Origin of the sequence: Hydrophilobacter chitinilyticus, assembly GCF_049860745.1 — a bacterium.
Classification (GTDB): domain Bacteria; phylum Pseudomonadota; class Gammaproteobacteria; order Burkholderiales; family Burkholderiaceae_C; genus Rhodoferax_B.
In genome coordinates, this window is sequence record NZ_CP187561.1 from 1,480,967 (window position 1) to 1,499,884 (window position 18,918).

An 18,918-nucleotide genomic window follows, 5' to 3' on the forward strand; every position below is an offset into this window, starting at 1 on the left:
TAACTCCAGAAGTTGGCATCCGTCCGACGAGATGTCAGTTGGTGTGCTGTTAACGCGGGCTCATCAAAGATGGTTGACGCGTACAGAGTGTATGCAAGTCTTTACCTCACAGGGGCCTTGGGAGGCGGCCTGGCTCCTAGAATCAGAGCATGAAACATTTAAAACTGTTTGTGCGGCAGTTGTTTGTGGGGGCAACTTCGCTGGCGTTCTCTGTGGCGTCAGGCTTGGCGTTCTCGGCGCCTGCCCAGGCGCTGGAGCCGGCATCTTCGGTGCCTGTCACCCAGCCGGTTTCGCGTGATGCGCAGCGCGCTTATGAGAGTGCGCGCGAGAAGCTGGTGCAGATCCGCACGCTGGTGCGCAACACCAACGCACAGTCGAGTGTGGGTTCAGGCTTCTTTGTGTCGGCCAGCGGGCTCATCATTACCAACTTCCACGTCGCCAGCCAATTGGCGCTGGAGCCCGAACGCTACCGGGGCGTGTATGTGCCGGTTGACGGCAAACAGGCTGACTTGGAACTGCTGGCGTTTGACGTGCTGCACGACCTGGCCTTGCTGCGTGTGAAGACGCCGGGCGCTGATAAATTTCCGGCCCTGGCCTTTCGCAGCCCGCAGCGTGCCTTGTCGCGTGGCGAGCGCCTGTACTCGCTGGGCAACCCGCTGGACATTGGCTTCGCGGTGACCGAGGGCACCTACAACGGCATGGTGCAGCGCAGTTTTTACCCGCGCATCTTTTTCGGCGGCGCCATCAACCCCGGCATGAGCGGCGGCCCGGTGCTGGACGAGGCGGGCCAGGTGATTGGTGTGAACGTGTCCAAGCGACTCGATGGCGAGCTGCTGAGCTTCCTGGTGCCAGCCGAGTTTGCGCAGACCCTGACGCAGCGTGGCGCCAAAGCCTCGGCCATCACCACCAGCGCGCAGGCCGAGGTCACGCGCCAACTGCTGGCGCACCAACAAACGCTGACGCAGCGCTTTTTGGACACGCCATTCAAGGTGCAAACTTTTCAAGGCTACAGCGTGCCCGTGCCAGACGACAGCCTGGCCCGCTGCTGGGGCCGCGCGCGCGATGCCGACCAGAAGTCTTATGAAATGGAAGACACCAACTGCCAGTTCGACAGCCAGTTGTTTGCCGGCAAGCTCACCACCGGCTTCATTCGCATGCGCCATACCGCCTACGACGCGCCCAAGCTCGGCGCCATGCGCTTCGCCACCTTGTACAGCAAGCACTTTGACGACGAGCATTTTGTGAGCCGCGCCAACCCACAAGGCACCGCATCTGACTGCACCGAGCGCTACGTCGACCGGGGCGGCGTGGCCATGCGTGCGGTGATGTGTGTGCGCGCTTACCGGCAACTGCGCGGCCTGTACGACATGTCGGTGGTGGTGACCTCGCTCAACCAGCCCACACAAGGGGTGCGCGGGCGCATCGACGCTTTTGGCGTGGACTTCGACAACGCCTTGAAGCTGGCTGCGCGTTATGTCGATGGCTTTCAATGGGATGCTTCGCAAGCGGCTGACGTGAAAGAGAGTGCCAAGCCATGAGCGCCAATGACGGCATGACGCCCGCGAGCACCGTACCCACTGGCGCGGTACTGGCTTTGTTGGAGGTGCACGACCGCAGCGGCGCGCTGCTGCAAAGCCTGCCGGTGCAACGCTGGCCGGTGACGGTGGGCCGTGCGTTGACGAATGATCTGGTCCTGAGCGACCCCCATGTGGCGCCCGAGCATTTGCGCATCGAGGCGCCGCAGACGGACGTGCCATTGGATGAGGCTGTGGTCACTAACGCCGTTAAAGCCACTGAAGGGCCCCTGGCGGTACACGTCTTGGAAACCATCAACGGCGTGCGCCACGGCCACACCCAGCATGCGCGTGGCAGCCGTTTTGACTGGTCGGGTGCGGATGACCTGGTGCTCGGCCGCCTGCGACTGCGCTTGCGCCTGGCCCATGCCGCGCTGGAGCCTGAACAACTGCTGGCGCGCTTTCGCTGGCGCAGCGTGGCCATCACCGCCGCGCTGCTGCTGGTCTTCATGGCACAAGGTGCATGGGACACGTGGCTGGACAACGCAGAGCTGAACCACTTCGGTCTCAATGTCGCCAAGCAACTCGGCATTGTGTTGGGCTTCACGCTGATTTGGGCCGGCGGCGCGGCGTTGGTGAGCAAGCTGTTCACCGGGCACGCGCACTTCTGGCGGCATGTGCGCATCGTGCTCGGGGTGTCCGTGGGGGCGGCCGTGTTGTCAACGGTTGCCTCTGCCGCCGCGTTTGCTTTTGGGTCGGTGCTACTGGCGCGTGCTGTCCCCTATATCGATTGGTGGGCGCTGGGCTTGGGCCTGGTGCTGCAGTGGTGGGCGGTAGCGCCGCCACGCCGCCCATGGGTGCGCCGAGTGGTGGTGGCTGGCTTGTTGCTGGTCTGTATGGGTGTTACCGCATGGTTTGTCAACAAAGACAACCAAGGCGAGCCGCGCCTGGCCAAGTTGTACCCGCCCGGCTGGCGCTTGGTGGCGCCCGTGCCGGTGCAGCAGTGGCTGCAGGAATCGCAAGGCTTGCGGCAGCGGCTGGACGAGAGGCTGCAAGACAGTGACGAAGACGAAGGCACTAATCCCGGTGACCCGGACGAAGAGGAAGAGTGAGGTTAGAGAGCTGTGACGATGTCGAAATCCATCTTGATTGTGCAGATGACCCGTCCGCCCGAGGACATTCGCCAAAGCTTTGGCGAACAACCCGCGTGGTTTCGCCCCATCCTGAACGCGTGGGGTGTGCGCAGCGAAGTGGTGTGCCCGTCCGACGGCGAAGCCCTGCCCGATGTGCAGCACGTGGCCGGGGCCATCATCACCGGCTCTTGGTCGATGGTGACGGACAAGGAAGACTGGAGCGAACGCACCGCCGCCTGGGTGCGCCAGATGGTGGCGGCACAGCGGCCGTTGCTCGGCGTGTGTTACGGCCACCAACTCATGGCGCATGCCATGGGCGGCACGGTGGACTACCACCCCAAAGGCACGGAGGTGGGGCGTTTGCCCATCACCGTGGCCGCAAACGCCAAGGACGATCCATTCTTCGGCAGCTTGCCCAGCACCTTCGATGCCTTTCTAAGCCACGACCAAAGTGTGCTGGTGCCACCGCCCGGCGCCACGGTGTTCGGCCGCTCCGCACACGACGCGCACCAGATGCTGCGCTACGGCCCCAAGGCCATGTCGCTGCAGTTCCACCCCGAATTCACCGCGCCGCTGATGGCCGCGTGTATCCAGCGCCGCGCGCAAGTGCATGCCGCGCATGGGCGCGACGTGGCGGCGATGTTGTCGGCCTTGGGCCCGACACCGCATGCGCAGGCTTTGCTGCGCTCGTTTGTGGATTTGGCCGAGGTTGAAAGCGCGTTCTAAAACGAGCCCTGCTTAAAGCAAGCAGTAATCCACCGGCTGTAAGGGCGGTGGCAAATTGGCCTCGCCCAGCGATTCGCGCAAGTTGATTTCTACCGTACGGCAGATGGCGTCTAGCGGCAGGTCGTTGGGCGACATGCCGAACGGCTCTTCAATCTCGTCGCCCAGCGCGTCCAGCCCGAAGAAGGTGTAGGCCACGATGCCCACGACAAACGGCGTCATGAAGCCAATGGTGTCGACCAGGCCGAAGGGCAGCAAAAAGCAATACATGTAGGCCGTGCGGTGCAGCAGCAGCGTGTACGAGAACGGCAGCGGCGAATGTTTGATGCGTTCACATGACGCGGCGGCGCTCACCATCGCGCTAAGCGTGTTGTCGATGTTGGCGGCGAGGGGGCTGCTGATGTGGCCGGCGCGCAGACACTGCAGCAGGTCGTTGCCCATGTGCTGCATCAGCGCTTCGGTCTTGCTTTGTTTGGTGGCCAATGATTGCCATTCGGCGGGCGGCAGCAGGGCTTGCATTTCACCTTGGTCGGGCACGTTGCGCAGTTGTTGGCGCAGGGCGTGGCAGAAGGCCATGGCGCGGTAGACCATGCGTACACGCACGTCGTCCAGGCCCAGGCCTGGCTGCAAGGGCGCAGGCAAGTCGATCAGGCTTTGGCATTGGCGCGAGAGGTTGCGGCAACGCAGCAGCAGCTCGCCCCAGAGTTTGCGTGCTTCCCAATAACGGTCGTACGCAGCGGTGTTGCGAAAGCCAAGGAAGATGGCCAGCGGCAAGCCGATCAGCGTGAACGGAATGGCGGTGAGCGTGATCTTGTGGCTGAACGACGCGCCGCCGTGGGTGATGGTGACAACAGTGGCCAACAAGATGTTGACCAGCAGCACGGTGCGGATCTGGTGCAGCACCGAGCCGCGGATCAGCAGGAACATCTTCAGGCCCGAGGGCCGGTCACGAACAATCATGGGAGATTATGGTGCCGACATATTGCCTGTGCGCAGGTACCGCGTGTGCCAGCTCAGCGCTTCGTCCAGCAAGTGCGGCGTGTGGCGGCCGGGGCCGTCGCGCCAGGCGCGTGCCGTGTAGTCGAGCAGCGCATCGCGGAACTTCGGGTGGGCGCAGTTGTGGATGATGCTCACCGCACGTTGGCGCGGCGAGAGGCCACGTAAATCGGCCAGGCCGTGCTCGGTGACGATGACTTGCACGTCGTGCTCGGTGTGGTCGACGTGTGAGACCATGGGCACGATGCTGGAGATGGTGCCGCCCTTGGCTAGCGACGGCGTGACGAAGAACGACAGGTAGCAGTTGCGCGCAAAGTCGCCCGAGCCGCCAATGCCGTTCATCATGCTCGAGCCCATGATGTGGGTGGAGTTGACGTTGCCGTAGATGTCGGCCTCGATCATTGCGTTCATGCCGATGATGCCCAGGCGTCGCACCAGCTCGGGGTGGTTGCTGATCTCTTGCGGGCGCAACACGATGCGCTTGCGGTAATAGTCAATATTGGCGGTGAAGTCGGCCAGGGCCTCGGCGCTGAGCGAGATGGCAGTGGCCGAGGCCGAGACCATCTTGCCCGAGCGAAGCAGGTCGAGCATGCCGTCTTGCAGCACTTCAGTGAAGCCGGTGAGCTGGTCGAACGGGCCGTTGTTCAGCCCCGCCAACACGGCGTTTGCCACGTTGCCCACGCCCGACTGCAGCGGCAGCAAGTGCGGCGGCAGGCGGCCCTTGCTGACCTCGTGCTGCAGGAAGTCGATGATGTGTTGCGCGATTTGGTTGGACACCACATCGGGCGCGGCGAAGCCCGAGTTGCGGTCGGTCTGGTGCGTGCCGATGATGGCGACGATCTTGTCCGGGTCGCAGTGCAGGTAGGGTTCGCCGATGCGGTCGTTGGGGTGCAGCAGCGGAATCGGCACGCGGCGTGGTGGCAGGTCGGTGCCGTAGTAGACGTCGTGCATGCCCTCCAGGCTCTCGGGCTGCAAGGTGTTCACTTCCAGAATCACCTTGTCGGCCTGGTCGAGCCAGGTCTTGTTGTTGCCGATGGCCATGGACGGGATGAGCCGGCCATCGGGCAGGATGCCCACCACCTCAATCACCGCCACGTCCAGCTTGCCCAGAAAACCAAACCACACGTGTTGTGCCACGTGCGAAAGGTGCATGTCGATGAAATGCATGTCGCCGTTGTTGATCTTCTGGCGGCACACCGGGTCGGACTGGAAGGGCAGGCGGGTTTCCATCGCGTCGACCTTGGCGAGTGCGCCGTCGAGCTCGGGCGCGGTGGAGGCGCCCGTCCAGACGTTGATGCGGAATTTTTCACCGGCTGCGTGCAAGCCTTCGATGCGCCGGGCCAGAGCTTGCGGCAAGGCCTTGGGGTAACCCGCGCCGGTGAAGCCGCTCATGCCAACGTTGGCACCGGCGGGGATGAGGGCCGCAGCGTCGTCGGCAGACATCACACGAGACAAAAGGGCGGGGTTGCGGATGCGGTCGGCGACAGACATTTTTGGGCTCCGGTTGGCGGGTGCAGCCAGAAATTCTAGCAGTCGGTTCGCTGTGGTTAAGGGTAAACCCTGATATTTTGGAGACACGCTACGGCTCAGATGGTGCCGCAGCGGTGGGGGCAATGCAAACGGTTTGCGGGAAGGCGGGACGTGGCGTGGTTGCGTCGTTACCTATGGTTTGTGCCCAGATCAGGGCTGAAGCATTGCTTCAAAAAGGAGAGCTATCTACGCCTATCCATAAAGCGCTAGAGGCCAAAAATGCCTGAGACATATGAGCGCCGATCGTCGTGCCGTACAGAGTCCCGTAACTTGACGAGTGGCCCCAATTGCGGCATCATTTAGATTGGTTATCAGACAACTGATGACTAGCGGAGACAAAACGCTGCTGATCAGGTTTCCTGAAGGACGCTGCCGGGACGGCCCGCTGAACAATTACTCAAACAACGCCCACAGGTCAAAGGATTTCCCCCATGTCCGCCCCCCTTTCGAGAGCGCCGCTGTCCATCCGCATGCATGAGGCCGACAACGTGGCCATCGTGGCCAACGACGGTGGTTTGCCCGCCGGCACGGTGTTCCCCTCAGGCCTGACGCTGCGCGACCACGTGCCCCAAGGCCACAAGGTGGCGCTGGTTGACTTGCCGGCCGACACAGCAGTGCGCCGCTACAACGTGCCGATTGGCTACGCGCTGAAAGACATTCCCGCTGGCAGTTGGGTGCACGAGCGCCTGCTGAAAATGCCCGATGCGCGCGAACTCGACAACCTGCCAATCGCCACCGTCAAACCCGAGCCGTTGCCCGCGCTGGAAGGCTACACGTTTGAAGGCTTTGTGAACCCCGATGGCTCGGTGGGCACGCGCAACATCCTGGCCATCACACAGACCGTGCAGTGTGTGGCCGGTGTCACCGACTTCGCCGTGCAACGCGTGAAGGCTGAGCTGCTGCCGCGCTTCCCCAACGTGGACGACGTGGTGGCGCTGGAGCACACCTACGGCTGCGGCGTGGCGATTGACGCGCCCGACGCCATCATCCCCATCCGCACGCTGCGCAACATCAGCCTGAATCCCAACTTTGGCGGCGAGGTGATGGTGGTGAGCCTGGGCTGCGAAAAGCTGCAGCCCGAGCGCCTGTTGCCGCCCGGCAGCATTCCGCTGATCGACGAACGCAATGTGGCCGATGTGGGTGAAACGGCAGAGGCCAAGCTCGACGTGGTATGCCTGCAAGACGACGCCCACGTGGGCTTTATGTCGATGGTTGAATCCATCATGCGCCAGGCCGAAGAACACCTGGAGCGGCTGAACGCGCGCACACGCCAAACCGTGCCCGCCAGCGCCTTGGTGGTGGGCGTGCAGTGCGGCGGCAGCGATGCGTTTTCGGGTGTGACGGCCAACCCTGCGGTGGGTTACTGCACAGACTTGCTGGTGCGTGCTGGCGCCAGCGTGATGTTCTCGGAAACCACCGAAGTGCGTGACGGCATCGACCAACTGACCTCGCGTGCCAGCACGCCAGAAGTGGCCGAAGGCATGATCCGCGAGATGGCCTGGTACGACGCGTATCTGAAGCGTGGCGCCGTAGACCGCAGCGCCAACACCACGCCTGGCAACAAGAAGGGCGGGTTGTCGAACATTGTGGAAAAGGCCATGGGTTCCATCGTCAAGTCGGGCTCCTCGCCCATCACCGGCGTGATCTCGCCCGGCGAGAAGCTCAAGACCAAGGGCCTGACTTACGCTGCCACGCCGGCCAGCGACTTCATCTGCGGCACGCTGCAGTTGGCCGCCGGCATGAACCTGCACGTGTTCACCACCGGCCGCGGCACGCCTTATGGCCTGGCGCAAGTGCCGGTGATCAAGGTGGCCACGCGCAGCGATCTGGCACGCCGTTGGCACGACCTGATGGACGTGAACGCCGGCACCATCGCCACGGGTGAGAAGACGATTGAAGAGGTGGGCTGGGAGCTGTTCCAGTTAATGCTGGACGTGGCCAGTGGCCGCAAGAAGACCTGGGCGGAGCAGTGGAAGCTGCACAACGCGCTGGTGCTGTTCAACCCGGCCCCAGTGACCTGAAGTCCATCTGAGCCTGAACTGAACTTTTAAATCACCGCTCAAGCTTCCCACGTTTCAATGTCGTGCGCGCGGGGTATTGCACCCTGCGCCGCCATCAAAACGCGCTGCTGACGACAATGGTTGTATGAGCACATCGCAACCCTCTTCAGCCACTTCGACTCAAACTATGCAAGCCATGCCCGAACCCGTTCCTGCGGGGGCGGTCATGGCTTTGTCGTTGGCGGCGTTTGCCAGCGGTGTCTCCCTGCGTGTGACCGATGCGCTGTTGCCGCGCTTCGCGACCGACTTCGGCATCTCGCTGGCGCAAGCGGCGGCGGTGATCACCTTCTTCTCGGTGGCCTACGGCTTGGCGCAGTTGTTCTTCGGCCCGGTGGGCGACCGCTTTGGCAAGTATTGGGTAATTGCCTGCGGTACGGTAGCGTGCGCGGTCACGTCTTTGTTGTGCGGGCTGGCGCAGGACTACCACCAGTTGGTGGCGGCACGGCTGGTGGCGGGTGCCACGGCGGCGGCTATCATTCCGCTGTCGATGGCGTGGATTGGCGACGTGGTGCCCTACGAGCAGCGGCAGCCTGTGCTGGCGCGCTTTTTAAGCGGGCAGATTCTGGGCTTGTCCGTGGGGGTGTGGCTGGGAGGCTTTACGGCAGACCATCTGAGCTGGCGCATTCCTTTCCTCGGCATTGGCGTGGCCTTCATCTTTATCAGCATGGTGCTGTTTTCGGTGAACCGGCGGTTGCCACTGTCGGCGCGTAAAACCAACCCGGGGCAGGGCAATGCCGTGCGTCGCATGGCGTCGGAGTTTGCGCAGGTGTTGTCCAAGCCGTGGGCGCGTGTGGTGTTGATGTCGGTGTTTTTGGAAGGCGCTTTGCTCTACGGCGTGTTCGCGTTCATCGCCACACATTTGCACCGCGTGTTCAGCGTGTCGCTGTCCACTGCGGGTTCTATGGTGATGTTGTTTGGCTTTGGTGGGCTGTTGTTCGCCGCGTTCTCGGGCACGTTGGTGCGCCGCCTGGGCGAGGTGGGACTGACGGCCTGGGGCGGTGTGTTGATTGCCTTGGCGCTGGTCACGGTGGGCTTGGCGCCGGAGTGGTGGTGGGCCATTCCCGCGTGTTTCGTGTGCGGGCTGGGCTTCTACATGCTGCACAACACGCTGCAGATCAACGCCACGCAAATGGCGCCCGAGCGGCGAGGTGCTGCGGTGTCGGCGTTTGCATCTTGCTTCTTCCTGGGCCAGGCTACCGGTGTGGCCGTGGTTGGGGTGATGGTGTCGCACTGGGGCACGGGCACCATGATGTGTGTGGGCGGCGTGGGCACCTTGCTGGTGGCGCTGAACTTCAGCCGCCTGCGCGCGCGGGCTCTGGCGTTGAGCCGCGCCGCACAGGTGGTGGCTTAGGTTTCGTCGTTCTCGTCGTTCTCTGCGGTGTTGGCCGTGGGCAAGTTGGTGTTGCCCGATTGGCGCTCGCGGAACAGCGCGGCGCGCATCAAGAAGATGGTGACCATGGGTGTGGTCAATGCCATGAACAACACCACGGCAATCGCCTGCGGAATGAACGTGCCTTCTTTGAACGAGAAGTAGGCGATGGTGGCCAGCACGATGCAGGCGCAGCCCGCCGTAGCCCCCAGCGCGGGCGCATGCAAACGTTGGTAGAAGGTGGGCAAGCGCAATACGTTGGCCGAGCCGATGAGCGCCAACAGCGCGCCGATCAACACCAGGGCCGAGATCAGCACATCCACCCACATGGAAGAGTCAGGGCTGGTCATTCGATCACCTCGCCACGCAGCACAAACTTGGCCATGGCCATCGAACCCACAAAGCCAAACATGCCGATCAGCAGCGCGGCTTCAAAGTACACACCGCTGGTGTAGAAGATGCCCAGGATCAGCATGGCCAGCATGCCGTTGATGTACAAGCAGTCCAGCGCCAAAATGCGGTCTTGCGCCGACGGGCCTTTGAGCAAACGCACCAGTGTGAACGCCATCGCCATCACCAGCATGAACAGGGCCGCACGCAGCGACCACGACAACAGCAGGCTCATTCAAAAATCTCCATCAGCGGGCGCTCGTAGCGCGTTTTGAATTCGGCGATGAAGGCGTCCGGGTCGCCCATCTGCAGCACGTGTAATAGCAGCGTGCTGCTGTCGCGCGAGAGTTCAGACCACACCGTGCCGGGGTTGAAGGTGGTGATCACGGCGAGCGCGGCCAGGCCATTGGGGTCGCGTATGTCGAGCGGCACCAAGATAAATTCGGAGTGCAGTTGCTTCGAGGTTTTGGTCACCAAAGCCTTGGCCATTTTCCAGTTGGAGACGGCGGTGTCCATCAGCACAATGACGATGAGGCGCGCGATCTTGAACGGGTGGCGCACCCGTACCGGCGTGGGGCGCAGGCCTTGAATCAGCACCGGCAACGCCAACGCCAACACGGCCGCCAACACCAGGCTACCGGGGCTGAGCGAGCGGTTCAGCAGCAGCCACAGGCCAAACAGCATCAGCGACACCAGCGGGGCGGGGAGCAGGCGCTTCATGGCGTAGCCCTTACGGTTTGCGACATGTCTACCGCCGGGGCACTATGGGTTTGGCTGGGCACGGTTTTCGCCGTCATCACGGCCTGGATATAAGGCGCGGGTTCGAGCAGGGCGTTGGCGGTGTCGCGGGTGTAGCGCATCACGCCGCCGGCTTGCACGGTCAGCACTGCGCAGGCCAGCAGCAGTGCCGCCACAGGCACGCCTTCGGTCAAGCCCAGTTGCGGTGGGCTGCGGTCGTGCGCCGCCCAGAAGTGGCGAATGCCAGTGCGCGTGAGCGCAATCAAACCAAACAAGCCAGAGGTGATGAGCAGCGCCATCAACACCCAGGCGCTGGTGGGCGGTGTGCTGGTGTGCACGCCCAAACCTTCGGGGTTGAGCAGCGCGCTGAGCATGGCGAACTTGCCCACAAAACCAGAGAACGGCGGCAGGCCCGACAGCAGCAGCGTGCAGCACATGAAGCCCAGGCCGAGAAACGCCACCGCGCTGGGAATGGGTTTGCCGATGAGTTCTTCTTCGTCATCATCGAGGTTGAACTTGGTGTTGCTGCGCAGGTTGGGGCTGAGAAACGGCGCATCAAACTTCTGCTCGTGCGGCGCGATGCTGGCGCCGGCATTGCGCCAACGTTCGATCAGGTCGGTGATCAAAAACATGGCGCTGGCCGCCAGCGTGGAGCTGAGCAGGTAGTACAGCGCACCGGCCACCAGGTTGGCTTGGCCAAAGCCAATCGAAGCCAGCAACGCGCCGGACGACGTGATGATGGCGTAACCCGTGAGGTTGCCGAGCTTTTGTGAGCCCAGCATGCCAATGGCGCCGAAGGTTAGCGTCATCAAACCACCGGCCACGATCCAGTCGCCCGCAAAGTCGGCCGAGACGCCGGCATTGGCCGAGAACAGCAGCGTCCACAACCGCAGAATGGTGTAGATGCCAACCTTGCTCATGATGGCGAACAGCGCGCCCACCGGCGCGGTGGCTGCGCTGTAGGCCGGCACCAGCCAGAAGTTCAGTGGCCAGGCGGCGGCTTTGGCCAAGAACGCCACGCCCAGAATGGCGGCGGCGGCGTGCAGTAGGCCACGGTCGGCCGGCGACACCTCGGGAATGCGCACCGCCATGTCGGCCATGTTGAGCGTGCCGGTGATGCCGTAAAGCATGGACACACCAATCAGAAACAGCGACGACGCGGCCAGGTTGATGGCGATGTAGTGCAGGCTGGCCTTGACCCGCTGGCGCCCTGAGCCATGCAGCAGCAGGCCGTAAGAGGCCGACAGCATGATCTCGAAAAACACAAACAGGTTAAACAAGTCGGCCGCCAAAAACGCGCCCGACAAACCCATGATCTGCAACTGGAACAGCGGGTGAAAGTGCACCCCGGCCTTGTGCCAGCGCGCGGCGGCAAACACCACCGAGGCCAGCGCCACAGTAGAGCCCAGCACCAGCATCAAGGCCGAGAGCCGGTCGACTGCCAACACAATGCCAAAGGGCGCGGGCCAGTTCCCTGGCAGGTAGATGCCTATCGCTCCGGCCCCGTGTTGCTTGTCAGTCCACAGCAGCAAGGTCATTGCCACCAGCCAACACAGCAATGTGGCGATGATGTTGATGCTGACCTTCAGCCTGCGCTGGTCTTCACGCAGCAACATGAGAACCGCACCCGCCAGCAGCGGCAGCAAAATGGGCGCGATGATCCAGTTTGGGCCCGGTTGCAGCAGGGACAGCAGGTCTTCGGTCATGGCTTGTCCTCGGTGCCGTCCACGTGGTCGGAGCCTGAGAGGCCGCGCGAGGCCATCATCACCACCAGGAACAGGGCTGTCATGGCGAAGCTGATGACGATGGCGGTGAGCACCAGCGCCTGCGGAATGGGGTCGTCGTAATGCAGCAAGTCGAGCGGGATCCCAGGCATGATGATGGGCTCGCGGTTGACCGACAAGCGGCCCATGCAGAAGATGAACAGGTTGACGGCGTACGACAGCAGCGACAGGCCCAAGATGACCTGAAAGGTACGCGGCCGCAGCAGCAGCCAAACGCCGGAACTGGTGAGCACCCCAATGGCGAGGGACAGCATGATTTCCATCAGCAGTTCTCCCCCGTGAAGCCCGTTGCAGAGGCTGCGGCAGGAGCCGCAGCCGCGTTGGGTGTGAGCAAAATGGTGGGCTCCTCGTCGTCTTCTTCAGCTTCCAGGCGACGGTGTGCGCGCACCGATTGGTGGGCCAGCGCAATCAGCATCAGGATGGTGGCACCCACGACCAAGGTGAACACGCCAATGTCAAAAAACAGCGCGCTGGCAACGTGCACGTCGCCCAACCAGGGCAGGTGCAGGTGGGCGGTGTGCGTGGTCATGAACGGATAGCCAAAGGCCAGCGAGCCCATGCCGGTGGCGAGTGCACACAACATGCCCGTGGCCATCCAGCGGCGCGGCGCGAGGTGCAAGTGCGCCTCCACCCATTGCGTGCCCGACACGATGTATTGCAGCAGCAGTGCCACCGACATCACAAGGCCGGCCACAAAGCCGCCGCCCGGCTCGTTGTGGCCGCGCATGAACAAGTAGACCGACACCATCGCCGCCAGTGGCAGCAGCAAACGCACCAGCACGGCGGGCACCATCAGGTAGCCCACGGCAGTATTCGTGGTGTCTCGTGGGTTCAGAAGATCGGAGCTGTGGATGTTTTCCAGTGCGCGCTGCTGCTGGGGCAACTGCATGGTCTCTATCGCGGGGCGGAAGCGGCGCAACAGCGCGTACACCGTCAGCGCCACGATGGCGACCACGACGATTTCGCCAAAGGTGTCGAAGCCGCGGAAGTCCACCAGCATCACGTTCACCACATTGCTACCGCCGCCTTCGCTCAGCGCGCGCTCCAGGAAGAAGGTGGAGATGCCGTCGGGAATGGTGCGGCTCATCATGGCAAAGGCCAGCGTGGCCATGCCCAGCCCGGCGCAGATGGCAATGGTCAAGTCGCGCGTGCGGCGTGGCATGGAGCGCACCTGTTGCGTCATGCTCTGGCCGCTGGCGCGGCGCATGGGCAGCCAGCGCAAGCCCAGCAAAAACAGCACTGTAGTGACTACTTCCACGCCCAACTGGGTTAGGGCCAAATCAGGTGCCGAGAACCACACAAAGGTGATGCACGTGGCCAGGCCGGAGGCGCTCATCAGTGTCAACGCGGCGAGCCGGTGGAACTTGGCCATCCACGCCGCACCGATGGCACCGATGATGCCTATCGTCCACATCACCGCGAACGTGGGCGCGAGTGGCATCAACGCACGGGTGCCGGGTTGCAGTTGTGTGCCCCAGAGCGAGGCTACGGCAACCAGCAGCGCTACGCCCACCAACAAGAACAATTGCGGCTGCAGTCGCAGCGTGCCGAGCAGGCGGCGCCCGCGCCAACCGGCCAGGCTCAGCAGCGTCATGCTGCCTTCAAACATGCGTTTGCCGTCCAAACGGCCGAGCAGAGGTGCGCGTGAGCTGTTGCCCTGGAAGCGGCGCAAGATCCAATACAGCAGGCTGCCACCGGCCATGGCCACCAGGCTCATGACAAACGGCAGATTGAACCCGTGCCAGACGTGCAAACTGAACTCGGGCATCTGCCCGGCCACCACGGGCCAAGCAGCGGCATTCAGAAATGCGCCGACCGACAGCCCCGGAATCACACCCACCACCAAGCAAGCCAGTACCAGCAGTTCGACCGGCACACGCATCCAATGCGGCGGTTCGTGAGGTGTGCTGGGCAGGTCGGTTGCTTTGGGGCCAAAGAACACGTCGACGGTGAAGCGCAGGGAATAGGCCACGCTGAACATGCCCGCTAAGGTTGCTGCTATGGGGAGCCCCCATTCAACCGCAGGGGTGGCGTTGATGAACGTGGTCTCGGCAAAGAACATCTCCTTGGAGAGGAAGCCGTTCAACAAGGGTACGCCAGCCATGGCGGCAGCTGCCACCATCGCCAAGGTGCTGGTGATCGGCATCATGTGCCGCAGGCCGCTAAGGCGGCGAATGTCGCGCGTGCCAGATTCATGGTCGATGATGCCCGTGGCCATGAACAGCGATGCCTTGAACGTGGCGTGGTTCATGATGTGGAACACTGCGGCCACAGCGGCTAACGGGCTGTTCAGCCCGAGTAGCAAGGTGATCAGGCCCAGGTGTGAAATCGTCGAATACGCCAGCAAGCCCTTGAGGTCATTCTGGAACATGGCCGCATAGGCGCCCAGCAGCAAAGTGCAAAGGCCCGCGCCGCCGACGATCCAGAACCATTCTTCGGTCCCCGACAACACCGGCCAGAAACGCGCAAGCAAAAAGACGCCAGCTTTGACCATGGTGGCCGAATGCAAATAGGCGGAGACCGGGGTGGGCGCCGCCATCGCATGGGGCAACCAGAACTGAAAGGGAAACTGCGCGCTTTTGGTCAGCGCGCCCAGCAGCACCAGCACCAACATCGGGATGTACCAAGGGTGGTTGCGCACCATCTCACCTGCGGCCAACACGTCGTCCAGCGCGTAGCTGCCAACGATGTGCCCCAAGATCAGCACACCCGCCAGCAGGCACAGCCCGCCCGCGCCGGTCACCGTGAGCGCCATGCGGGCGCCACGGCGCGCGTCGCGGCGGTGGTGCCAATAACCGATCAGCAGGAACGAGAACAGACTGGTCAGTTCCCAGAACATTGCCATCTGGATGATGTTGCCCGACAGCACCACACCCGCCATCGCACCCATGAAGGCGAGAAAGAACGCGAAGAAGCGCGGCACGGGGTCTTCAGGCGACATGTAGTAGCGTGCGTACAGCACAACCAAACTGCCAATGCCCAGCACGAGCATGCAGAACATCCAGGCAAAACCGTCCATTCGGATGGACAGGTTCATGCCCAATGACGGCAGCCAGGTGTAGTGCTCTTGAATGACGCCGCCATTGGCGATTTCCGGGAAATAGAAAGCAGCTTGGAGCGTGCATCCAAAGGCGATGAAGCCTGCTAACGCTGATTCACTGGTGCGCGCGTTTGCGGGCAGAAGTGCGGCAATAAGGCTGCCTAGAAATGGCAATAGGATGAGCGATATGAGGGGCATGCCGAACCTATTCTATAGACAGCGTTTCTTATAACGCAGCGTAGTCCCCACAAGCTTTGGGCGTCTGCTTGCACTTAGATTAGACATTTTCCCCGGCGCAGTGGAATAGCGGTACTTTGCAGTGAGTGTTTTCGGATTACCACGCTAAGATTGGCGGCTGTTCACATACATCAGTAGTTAAAAGGTTGGTTCATGAAAATTCTGGTCACTGGCGCAGCGGGTTTTATCGGTAGCACCGCGAGCTTGAAGCTGCTCGCACGCGGCGATGAAGTGGTGGGGCTGGACAACCTGAACGACTACTACGACGTCAACCTCAAGAGAGACCGCCTAAAGCGTCTACTGGACAAGCCGGGTTTTCGTTTTGTTCAGCTCGACGTCGCCGATCGTCCCGGCATGGAGGCGTTGTTTGCAGCAGAAAAGTTTGACCGCGTCATTCACTTGGCGGCACAAGCCGGCGTGCGCTATTCGCTGAAGAACCCGCACGCCTACATCGACAGCAATATCGTCGGTTTCACCAATATTCTGGAAGGCTGCCGTCACTCCAAGGTGCAGCATCTCGTCTACGCCTCTAGTTCCAGCGTTTACGGTGGCAACACCAAAATGCCGTTTTCGGAGCACGACAGCGTCGATCACCCGGTTAGCCTGTACGCCGCCACTAAAAAGGCCAATGAGTTGATGGCGCACACCTACAGCCATTTGTACAACTTGCCAACGACGGGTTTGCGCTTTTTCACGGTGTATGGCCCTTGGGGGCGTCCAGACATGGCCTTGTTCCTGTTCACCAAGGCCATCCTCGAAGGTCGGGCCATCGACGTTTTCAACTACGGCAAGATGCAGCGCGACTTTACGTATGTCGACGATATCGTTGAAGGTGTGATTCGCGTCCTGGATCGCACCGCCGAAGCCAACCCTGCGTATGACTCGGTTCTGGCTGATCCTGCTACCAGCAACGCTCCCTACCGTGTATTCAATATCGGCAATAACAATCCTGTGCCATTGCTCGATTTCATCGGATGTATTGAAGATGCATTGGGCATCAAGGCAGAGAAGAACCTGCTGCCTTTACAGGACGGAGATGTGCCCGCGACCTACGCCAACACCGACGCTTTACGTGACTGGGTTGGCTTCGTACCCGGCACCTCTGTGCAAACGGGAATCGCAAACTTTGTGGCCTGGTACCGGGACTACTACAAGATTTGAGTTGCGCGGGGCGAGCTTGAAAACGTAGTCAAGCTAGCCTAGAAAGCCAATCGTCAACGCCTTGTTCACATAAGTCCAGCACTCGCTCGAACCCTTCTACGTTGCCGTAGTAAGGGTCGGGTACCTCGTCAGCAGCTTCGTTTTTTAACAGCGCCAGAAAAAGTTTTAACTTATGTTGGTGTTCTGCGGGGCACAGTCGCTGCAATATCTGCATATGTGAGCGATCCATTGCGAGCAACAGATCGAATTGCTCAAAATCCTTTGAATCGACTCTGCGTGAGCGCCCCTTGGGAACTTTGTATCCGCGTCTCTCCAGCGCTTGCCTAGCGCGTGCGTCAGGCCGACTGAGGCCTTTACCTGCTTGAGTGCCTGCGGAACTAAATTGGACTATATGCCCAACGCCTCTTTGCTGAGCCTTTTGGGTCGCCACAATCTCCGCCATTGGAGATCTGCATATGTTGGCCGTGCAAACCATCAGGATCCTTGTCATACGCTGGCTGGGGGACATTCCGAAATTTGATAGGCCAACCATGTGGCGGAACCGTTATTGTGCGAGGTGCATATTTTAGGGACAAGATGAAAGACTTCTGCGTCTGTACACGCTTGCTTCAAACGCCTCAGTAAAGACTAATGTATCGTCGGTTGAACCATAGAAGATCGGTTCCAAAAACGAAAAAAGCGGAATGCTTTCGCATTCCGCTTTTTGGCAAGACTCGAAAATACCGAGACTTCTGGTGGCCGCTACCAAATTACTTGGCGGCGTCCTTGCGACGGCGGCTCATGCCCAAACCAGCCAGAGCCAAGCCCATCAGAGCCAATGAACCTGGTTCTGGGATCTTGTTGGCGAATTCGGCGCTGACATCGCCTTTAACAGTGTTATACAGACCAGGGCCGGTAGCAGGCAAGCCATTGTCGATGTCGCCGTTTACGTTGACGGTCATGTAGAAAGGAACCGGATCCGTGAAGAACTTCTTGCCGTCATCGGTCAAGCTGGCTTCATCGAAAAGGAACTTAAACGATGTAGACGGTGAGCCGATGCCATCGCCGCTACCGGACAACATGACATTGCTGGTGGCCAACGTGTAGAGGGAGTAGCCTGGAGCACCTACGTCGGTAAGTGTGTAACCAGCTGCGGTGTAGCCGCTTGTTGGATCCAGGTTAGCGGTTGCAATGGCACCGGCAACCGCGTACAACGTGAAGGAACCAGTCAAGCCGGTAAACGACGTAGCGCTGGAGACATAGCCTGTCGAGTTGAACACTGCGAACAAGGTGTAGCCACCAGGAATGCCCAGGGAGGTTTTGTAAGCGGCAGCACTGATGACATCGTTATTGGCGTCGTAATACTGACCAAAGCTGGCGAACGCAGCCGCACCGAACGACGAAGTAGGGCCGTACGAACCAAGGGGGTCGACCGTGATGACTTCGCTGTAGCCGCCATTCAGCTTCGCGATGCCGTTAACGACATAGTCGCCGAGGCCGAGATTTGTTTCGTTGACTTGAACCAAGCCCGCGTGGGCGCTGGTGATTGCTGCAACGCTTAAAACTGCAGATGCCGCAAGATTTGCGAAGTTGAATTTCATAGTGTTACTCCTTGAAGTAAGAAGAAAAATGTCATGGACAAATGGATGATCGCTGGCGTAAGAACTGAAAGCATTTTGTGTGCCAATTGTAAAAGTCGAACAATTTCATAGGCTTACGTTCAATGCCTCATTGTTGAACACAGACTGTGTAAAAAATCTCGACTGAGTGCCTTTTCTCAGGTGGAGTCAGGGGGAGCGTGCTGGAGTAGCTGACTCTTTCTTCACGGCATCGTCAATTTGCTGCCTCGCGCTGTGGCAACGTGATGTGTAAAAAAAACCGACTCCATGTTGGGCGACAAGGGTAGAGCATTCCATGTAACTCACAGATTGCCGCACTTAGATGCAACTGGTGGCACTAGAAGCAGTCGCTCGTGTTGGAGAGGTTGACGCTCTGCCGTTTTGTTGGCGGTAGGGGACTAGCACTTTTTGTCAAAAAACAGATCAGGGCTTTGTGGGTGACTTCGAACCTTATGTTGATGGTGTCGTTTACCGGGGCGCAGTTGTGAGTGGTGACTTTTTCAAACTTACTCAAGGTTATAAACCGCGAATGCAGTGACTCTGGCCTCTGATGAATGGGTGCGCAAGGCTTTGACGGGCCAGTGGTAAGGCAGGTGACCATGGGTGTCTGCATAACCCACTCGCTGTTGCCTGGAGCCATGGCTT

At 60.9% G+C, this 18,918-nt stretch carries 16 protein-coding genes; 6 read left to right on the top strand and 10 right to left on the bottom strand.

Annotated features, from left to right (window positions below; genetic code table 11):
* The first annotated feature begins 149 nt into the window (after positions 1-149).
* Genes ACPWMG_RS06695 through ACPWMG_RS06705 form a run of 3 tightly spaced genes read left to right on the top strand, consistent with a single transcriptional unit; the run spans position 150 to position 3,373 of the window.
* Complete coding sequence (locus ACPWMG_RS06695; protein ID WP_483303876.1) at positions 150-1,538, top strand: S1 family peptidase; 1,389 nt, start codon at positions 150-152, stop codon at positions 1,536-1,538.
* Complete coding sequence (locus tag ACPWMG_RS06700; RefSeq protein WP_483303877.1) at positions 1,535-2,626, top strand: hypothetical protein; 1,092 nt, start codon at positions 1,535-1,537, stop codon at positions 2,624-2,626. The genes ACPWMG_RS06695 and ACPWMG_RS06700 overlap by 4 nt, the downstream gene beginning before the upstream one ends.
* A gap of 18 nt (positions 2,627-2,644) precedes the next feature.
* Positions 2,645-3,373, top strand: a complete 729-nt coding sequence (locus ACPWMG_RS06705; RefSeq protein ID WP_483303878.1) for a glutamine amidotransferase — start codon at positions 2,645-2,647, stop codon at positions 3,371-3,373.
* A 12-nt stretch (positions 3,374-3,385) separates the two neighbouring features.
* Here the strand turns inward: ACPWMG_RS06705 and ACPWMG_RS06710 are convergent, their stop codons facing one another.
* Together ACPWMG_RS06710 and ACPWMG_RS06715 are read right to left on the bottom strand one after the other, a co-directional pair.
* Positions 3,386-4,330, bottom strand: coding sequence for a bestrophin family protein (locus ACPWMG_RS06710; RefSeq protein ID WP_483303879.1), 945 nt, complete (start codon positions 4,328-4,330; stop codon positions 3,386-3,388).
* 6 nt (positions 4,331-4,336) lie between these two features.
* On the bottom strand, positions 4,337-5,857 hold the full coding sequence (locus ACPWMG_RS06715) for an acetyl-CoA hydrolase/transferase family protein (protein ID WP_483303880.1): 1,521 nt from the start codon (positions 5,855-5,857) through the stop codon (positions 4,337-4,339).
* A gap of 470 nt (positions 5,858-6,327) precedes the next feature.
* On the opposite strand from ACPWMG_RS06715, the gene garD reads away from it, so the two are divergent.
* Together garD and ACPWMG_RS06725 are read left to right on the top strand one after the other, a co-directional pair.
* The gene (garD, locus tag ACPWMG_RS06720; protein WP_483303881.1) at positions 6,328-7,917 is read left to right on the top strand and encodes a galactarate dehydratase; all 1,590 of its coding nucleotides are present in this window, start codon (positions 6,328-6,330) and stop codon (positions 7,915-7,917) included.
* 175 nt (positions 7,918-8,092) lie between these two features.
* On the top strand, positions 8,093-9,307 hold the full coding sequence (locus tag ACPWMG_RS06725; RefSeq protein ID WP_483303882.1) for an MFS transporter: 1,215 nt from the start codon (positions 8,093-8,095) through the stop codon (positions 9,305-9,307).
* On the opposite strand, the gene mnhG is transcribed toward ACPWMG_RS06725, so the two are convergent.
* The 6 genes from mnhG to ACPWMG_RS06755 are packed head-to-tail and all read right to left on the bottom strand — an operon-like array spanning position 9,304 to position 15,475.
* Entirely contained in the window at positions 9,304-9,675 is a 372-nt protein-coding gene (gene mnhG, locus ACPWMG_RS06730) for a monovalent cation/H(+) antiporter subunit G (RefSeq protein ID WP_483303883.1), read from the bottom strand. The genes ACPWMG_RS06725 and mnhG overlap by 4 nt on opposite strands.
* Positions 9,672-9,950, bottom strand: coding sequence for a K+/H+ antiporter subunit F (locus tag ACPWMG_RS06735; RefSeq protein WP_483303884.1), 279 nt, complete (start codon positions 9,948-9,950; stop codon positions 9,672-9,674). Before ACPWMG_RS06735 ends, mnhG begins: the two co-directional genes overlap by 4 nt.
* Positions 9,947-10,435, bottom strand: a complete 489-nt coding sequence (locus tag ACPWMG_RS06740) for a Na+/H+ antiporter subunit E (RefSeq protein WP_483303885.1) — start codon at positions 10,433-10,435, stop codon at positions 9,947-9,949. Before ACPWMG_RS06740 ends, ACPWMG_RS06735 begins: the two co-directional genes overlap by 4 nt.
* Complete coding sequence (locus tag ACPWMG_RS06745; RefSeq protein WP_483303886.1) at positions 10,432-12,159, bottom strand: monovalent cation/H+ antiporter subunit D; 1,728 nt, start codon at positions 12,157-12,159, stop codon at positions 10,432-10,434. The genes ACPWMG_RS06740 and ACPWMG_RS06745 overlap by 4 nt, the downstream gene beginning before the upstream one ends.
* Positions 12,156-12,500: a Na+/H+ antiporter subunit C gene (locus ACPWMG_RS06750; RefSeq protein ID WP_483303887.1), complete on the bottom strand. Its 345-nt coding sequence runs from the start codon at positions 12,498-12,500 to the stop codon at positions 12,156-12,158. Before ACPWMG_RS06750 ends, ACPWMG_RS06745 begins: the two co-directional genes overlap by 4 nt.
* Positions 12,500-15,475 (bottom strand): monovalent cation/H+ antiporter subunit A, encoded by a 2,976-nt coding sequence (locus tag ACPWMG_RS06755; protein ID WP_483303888.1) that lies wholly within the window; start codon positions 15,473-15,475, stop codon positions 12,500-12,502. The genes ACPWMG_RS06750 and ACPWMG_RS06755 overlap by 1 nt, the downstream gene beginning before the upstream one ends.
* A 192-nt stretch (positions 15,476-15,667) precedes the next feature.
* Here ACPWMG_RS06755 and ACPWMG_RS06760 point away from each other — a divergent pair, with 192 nt between their 5' ends.
* Positions 15,668-16,675, top strand: a complete 1,008-nt coding sequence (locus tag ACPWMG_RS06760) for an NAD-dependent epimerase (protein WP_483303889.1) — start codon at positions 15,668-15,670, stop codon at positions 16,673-16,675.
* A 28-nt stretch (positions 16,676-16,703) separates the two neighbouring features.
* Here ACPWMG_RS06760 and ACPWMG_RS06765 read toward each other — a convergent pair whose 3' ends face one another.
* Positions 16,704-17,207: a low molecular weight protein-tyrosine-phosphatase gene (locus ACPWMG_RS06765; protein WP_483303890.1), complete on the bottom strand. Its 504-nt coding sequence runs from the start codon at positions 17,205-17,207 to the stop codon at positions 16,704-16,706.
* Positions 17,208-17,424: 217 nt separating this feature from the next.
* On the bottom strand, positions 17,425-18,255 hold the full coding sequence (gene pepA / locus ACPWMG_RS06770) for a flocculation-associated PEP-CTERM protein PepA (protein ID WP_483303891.1): 831 nt from the start codon (positions 18,253-18,255) through the stop codon (positions 17,425-17,427).
* Positions 18,256-18,918 lie beyond the last annotated feature (663 nt).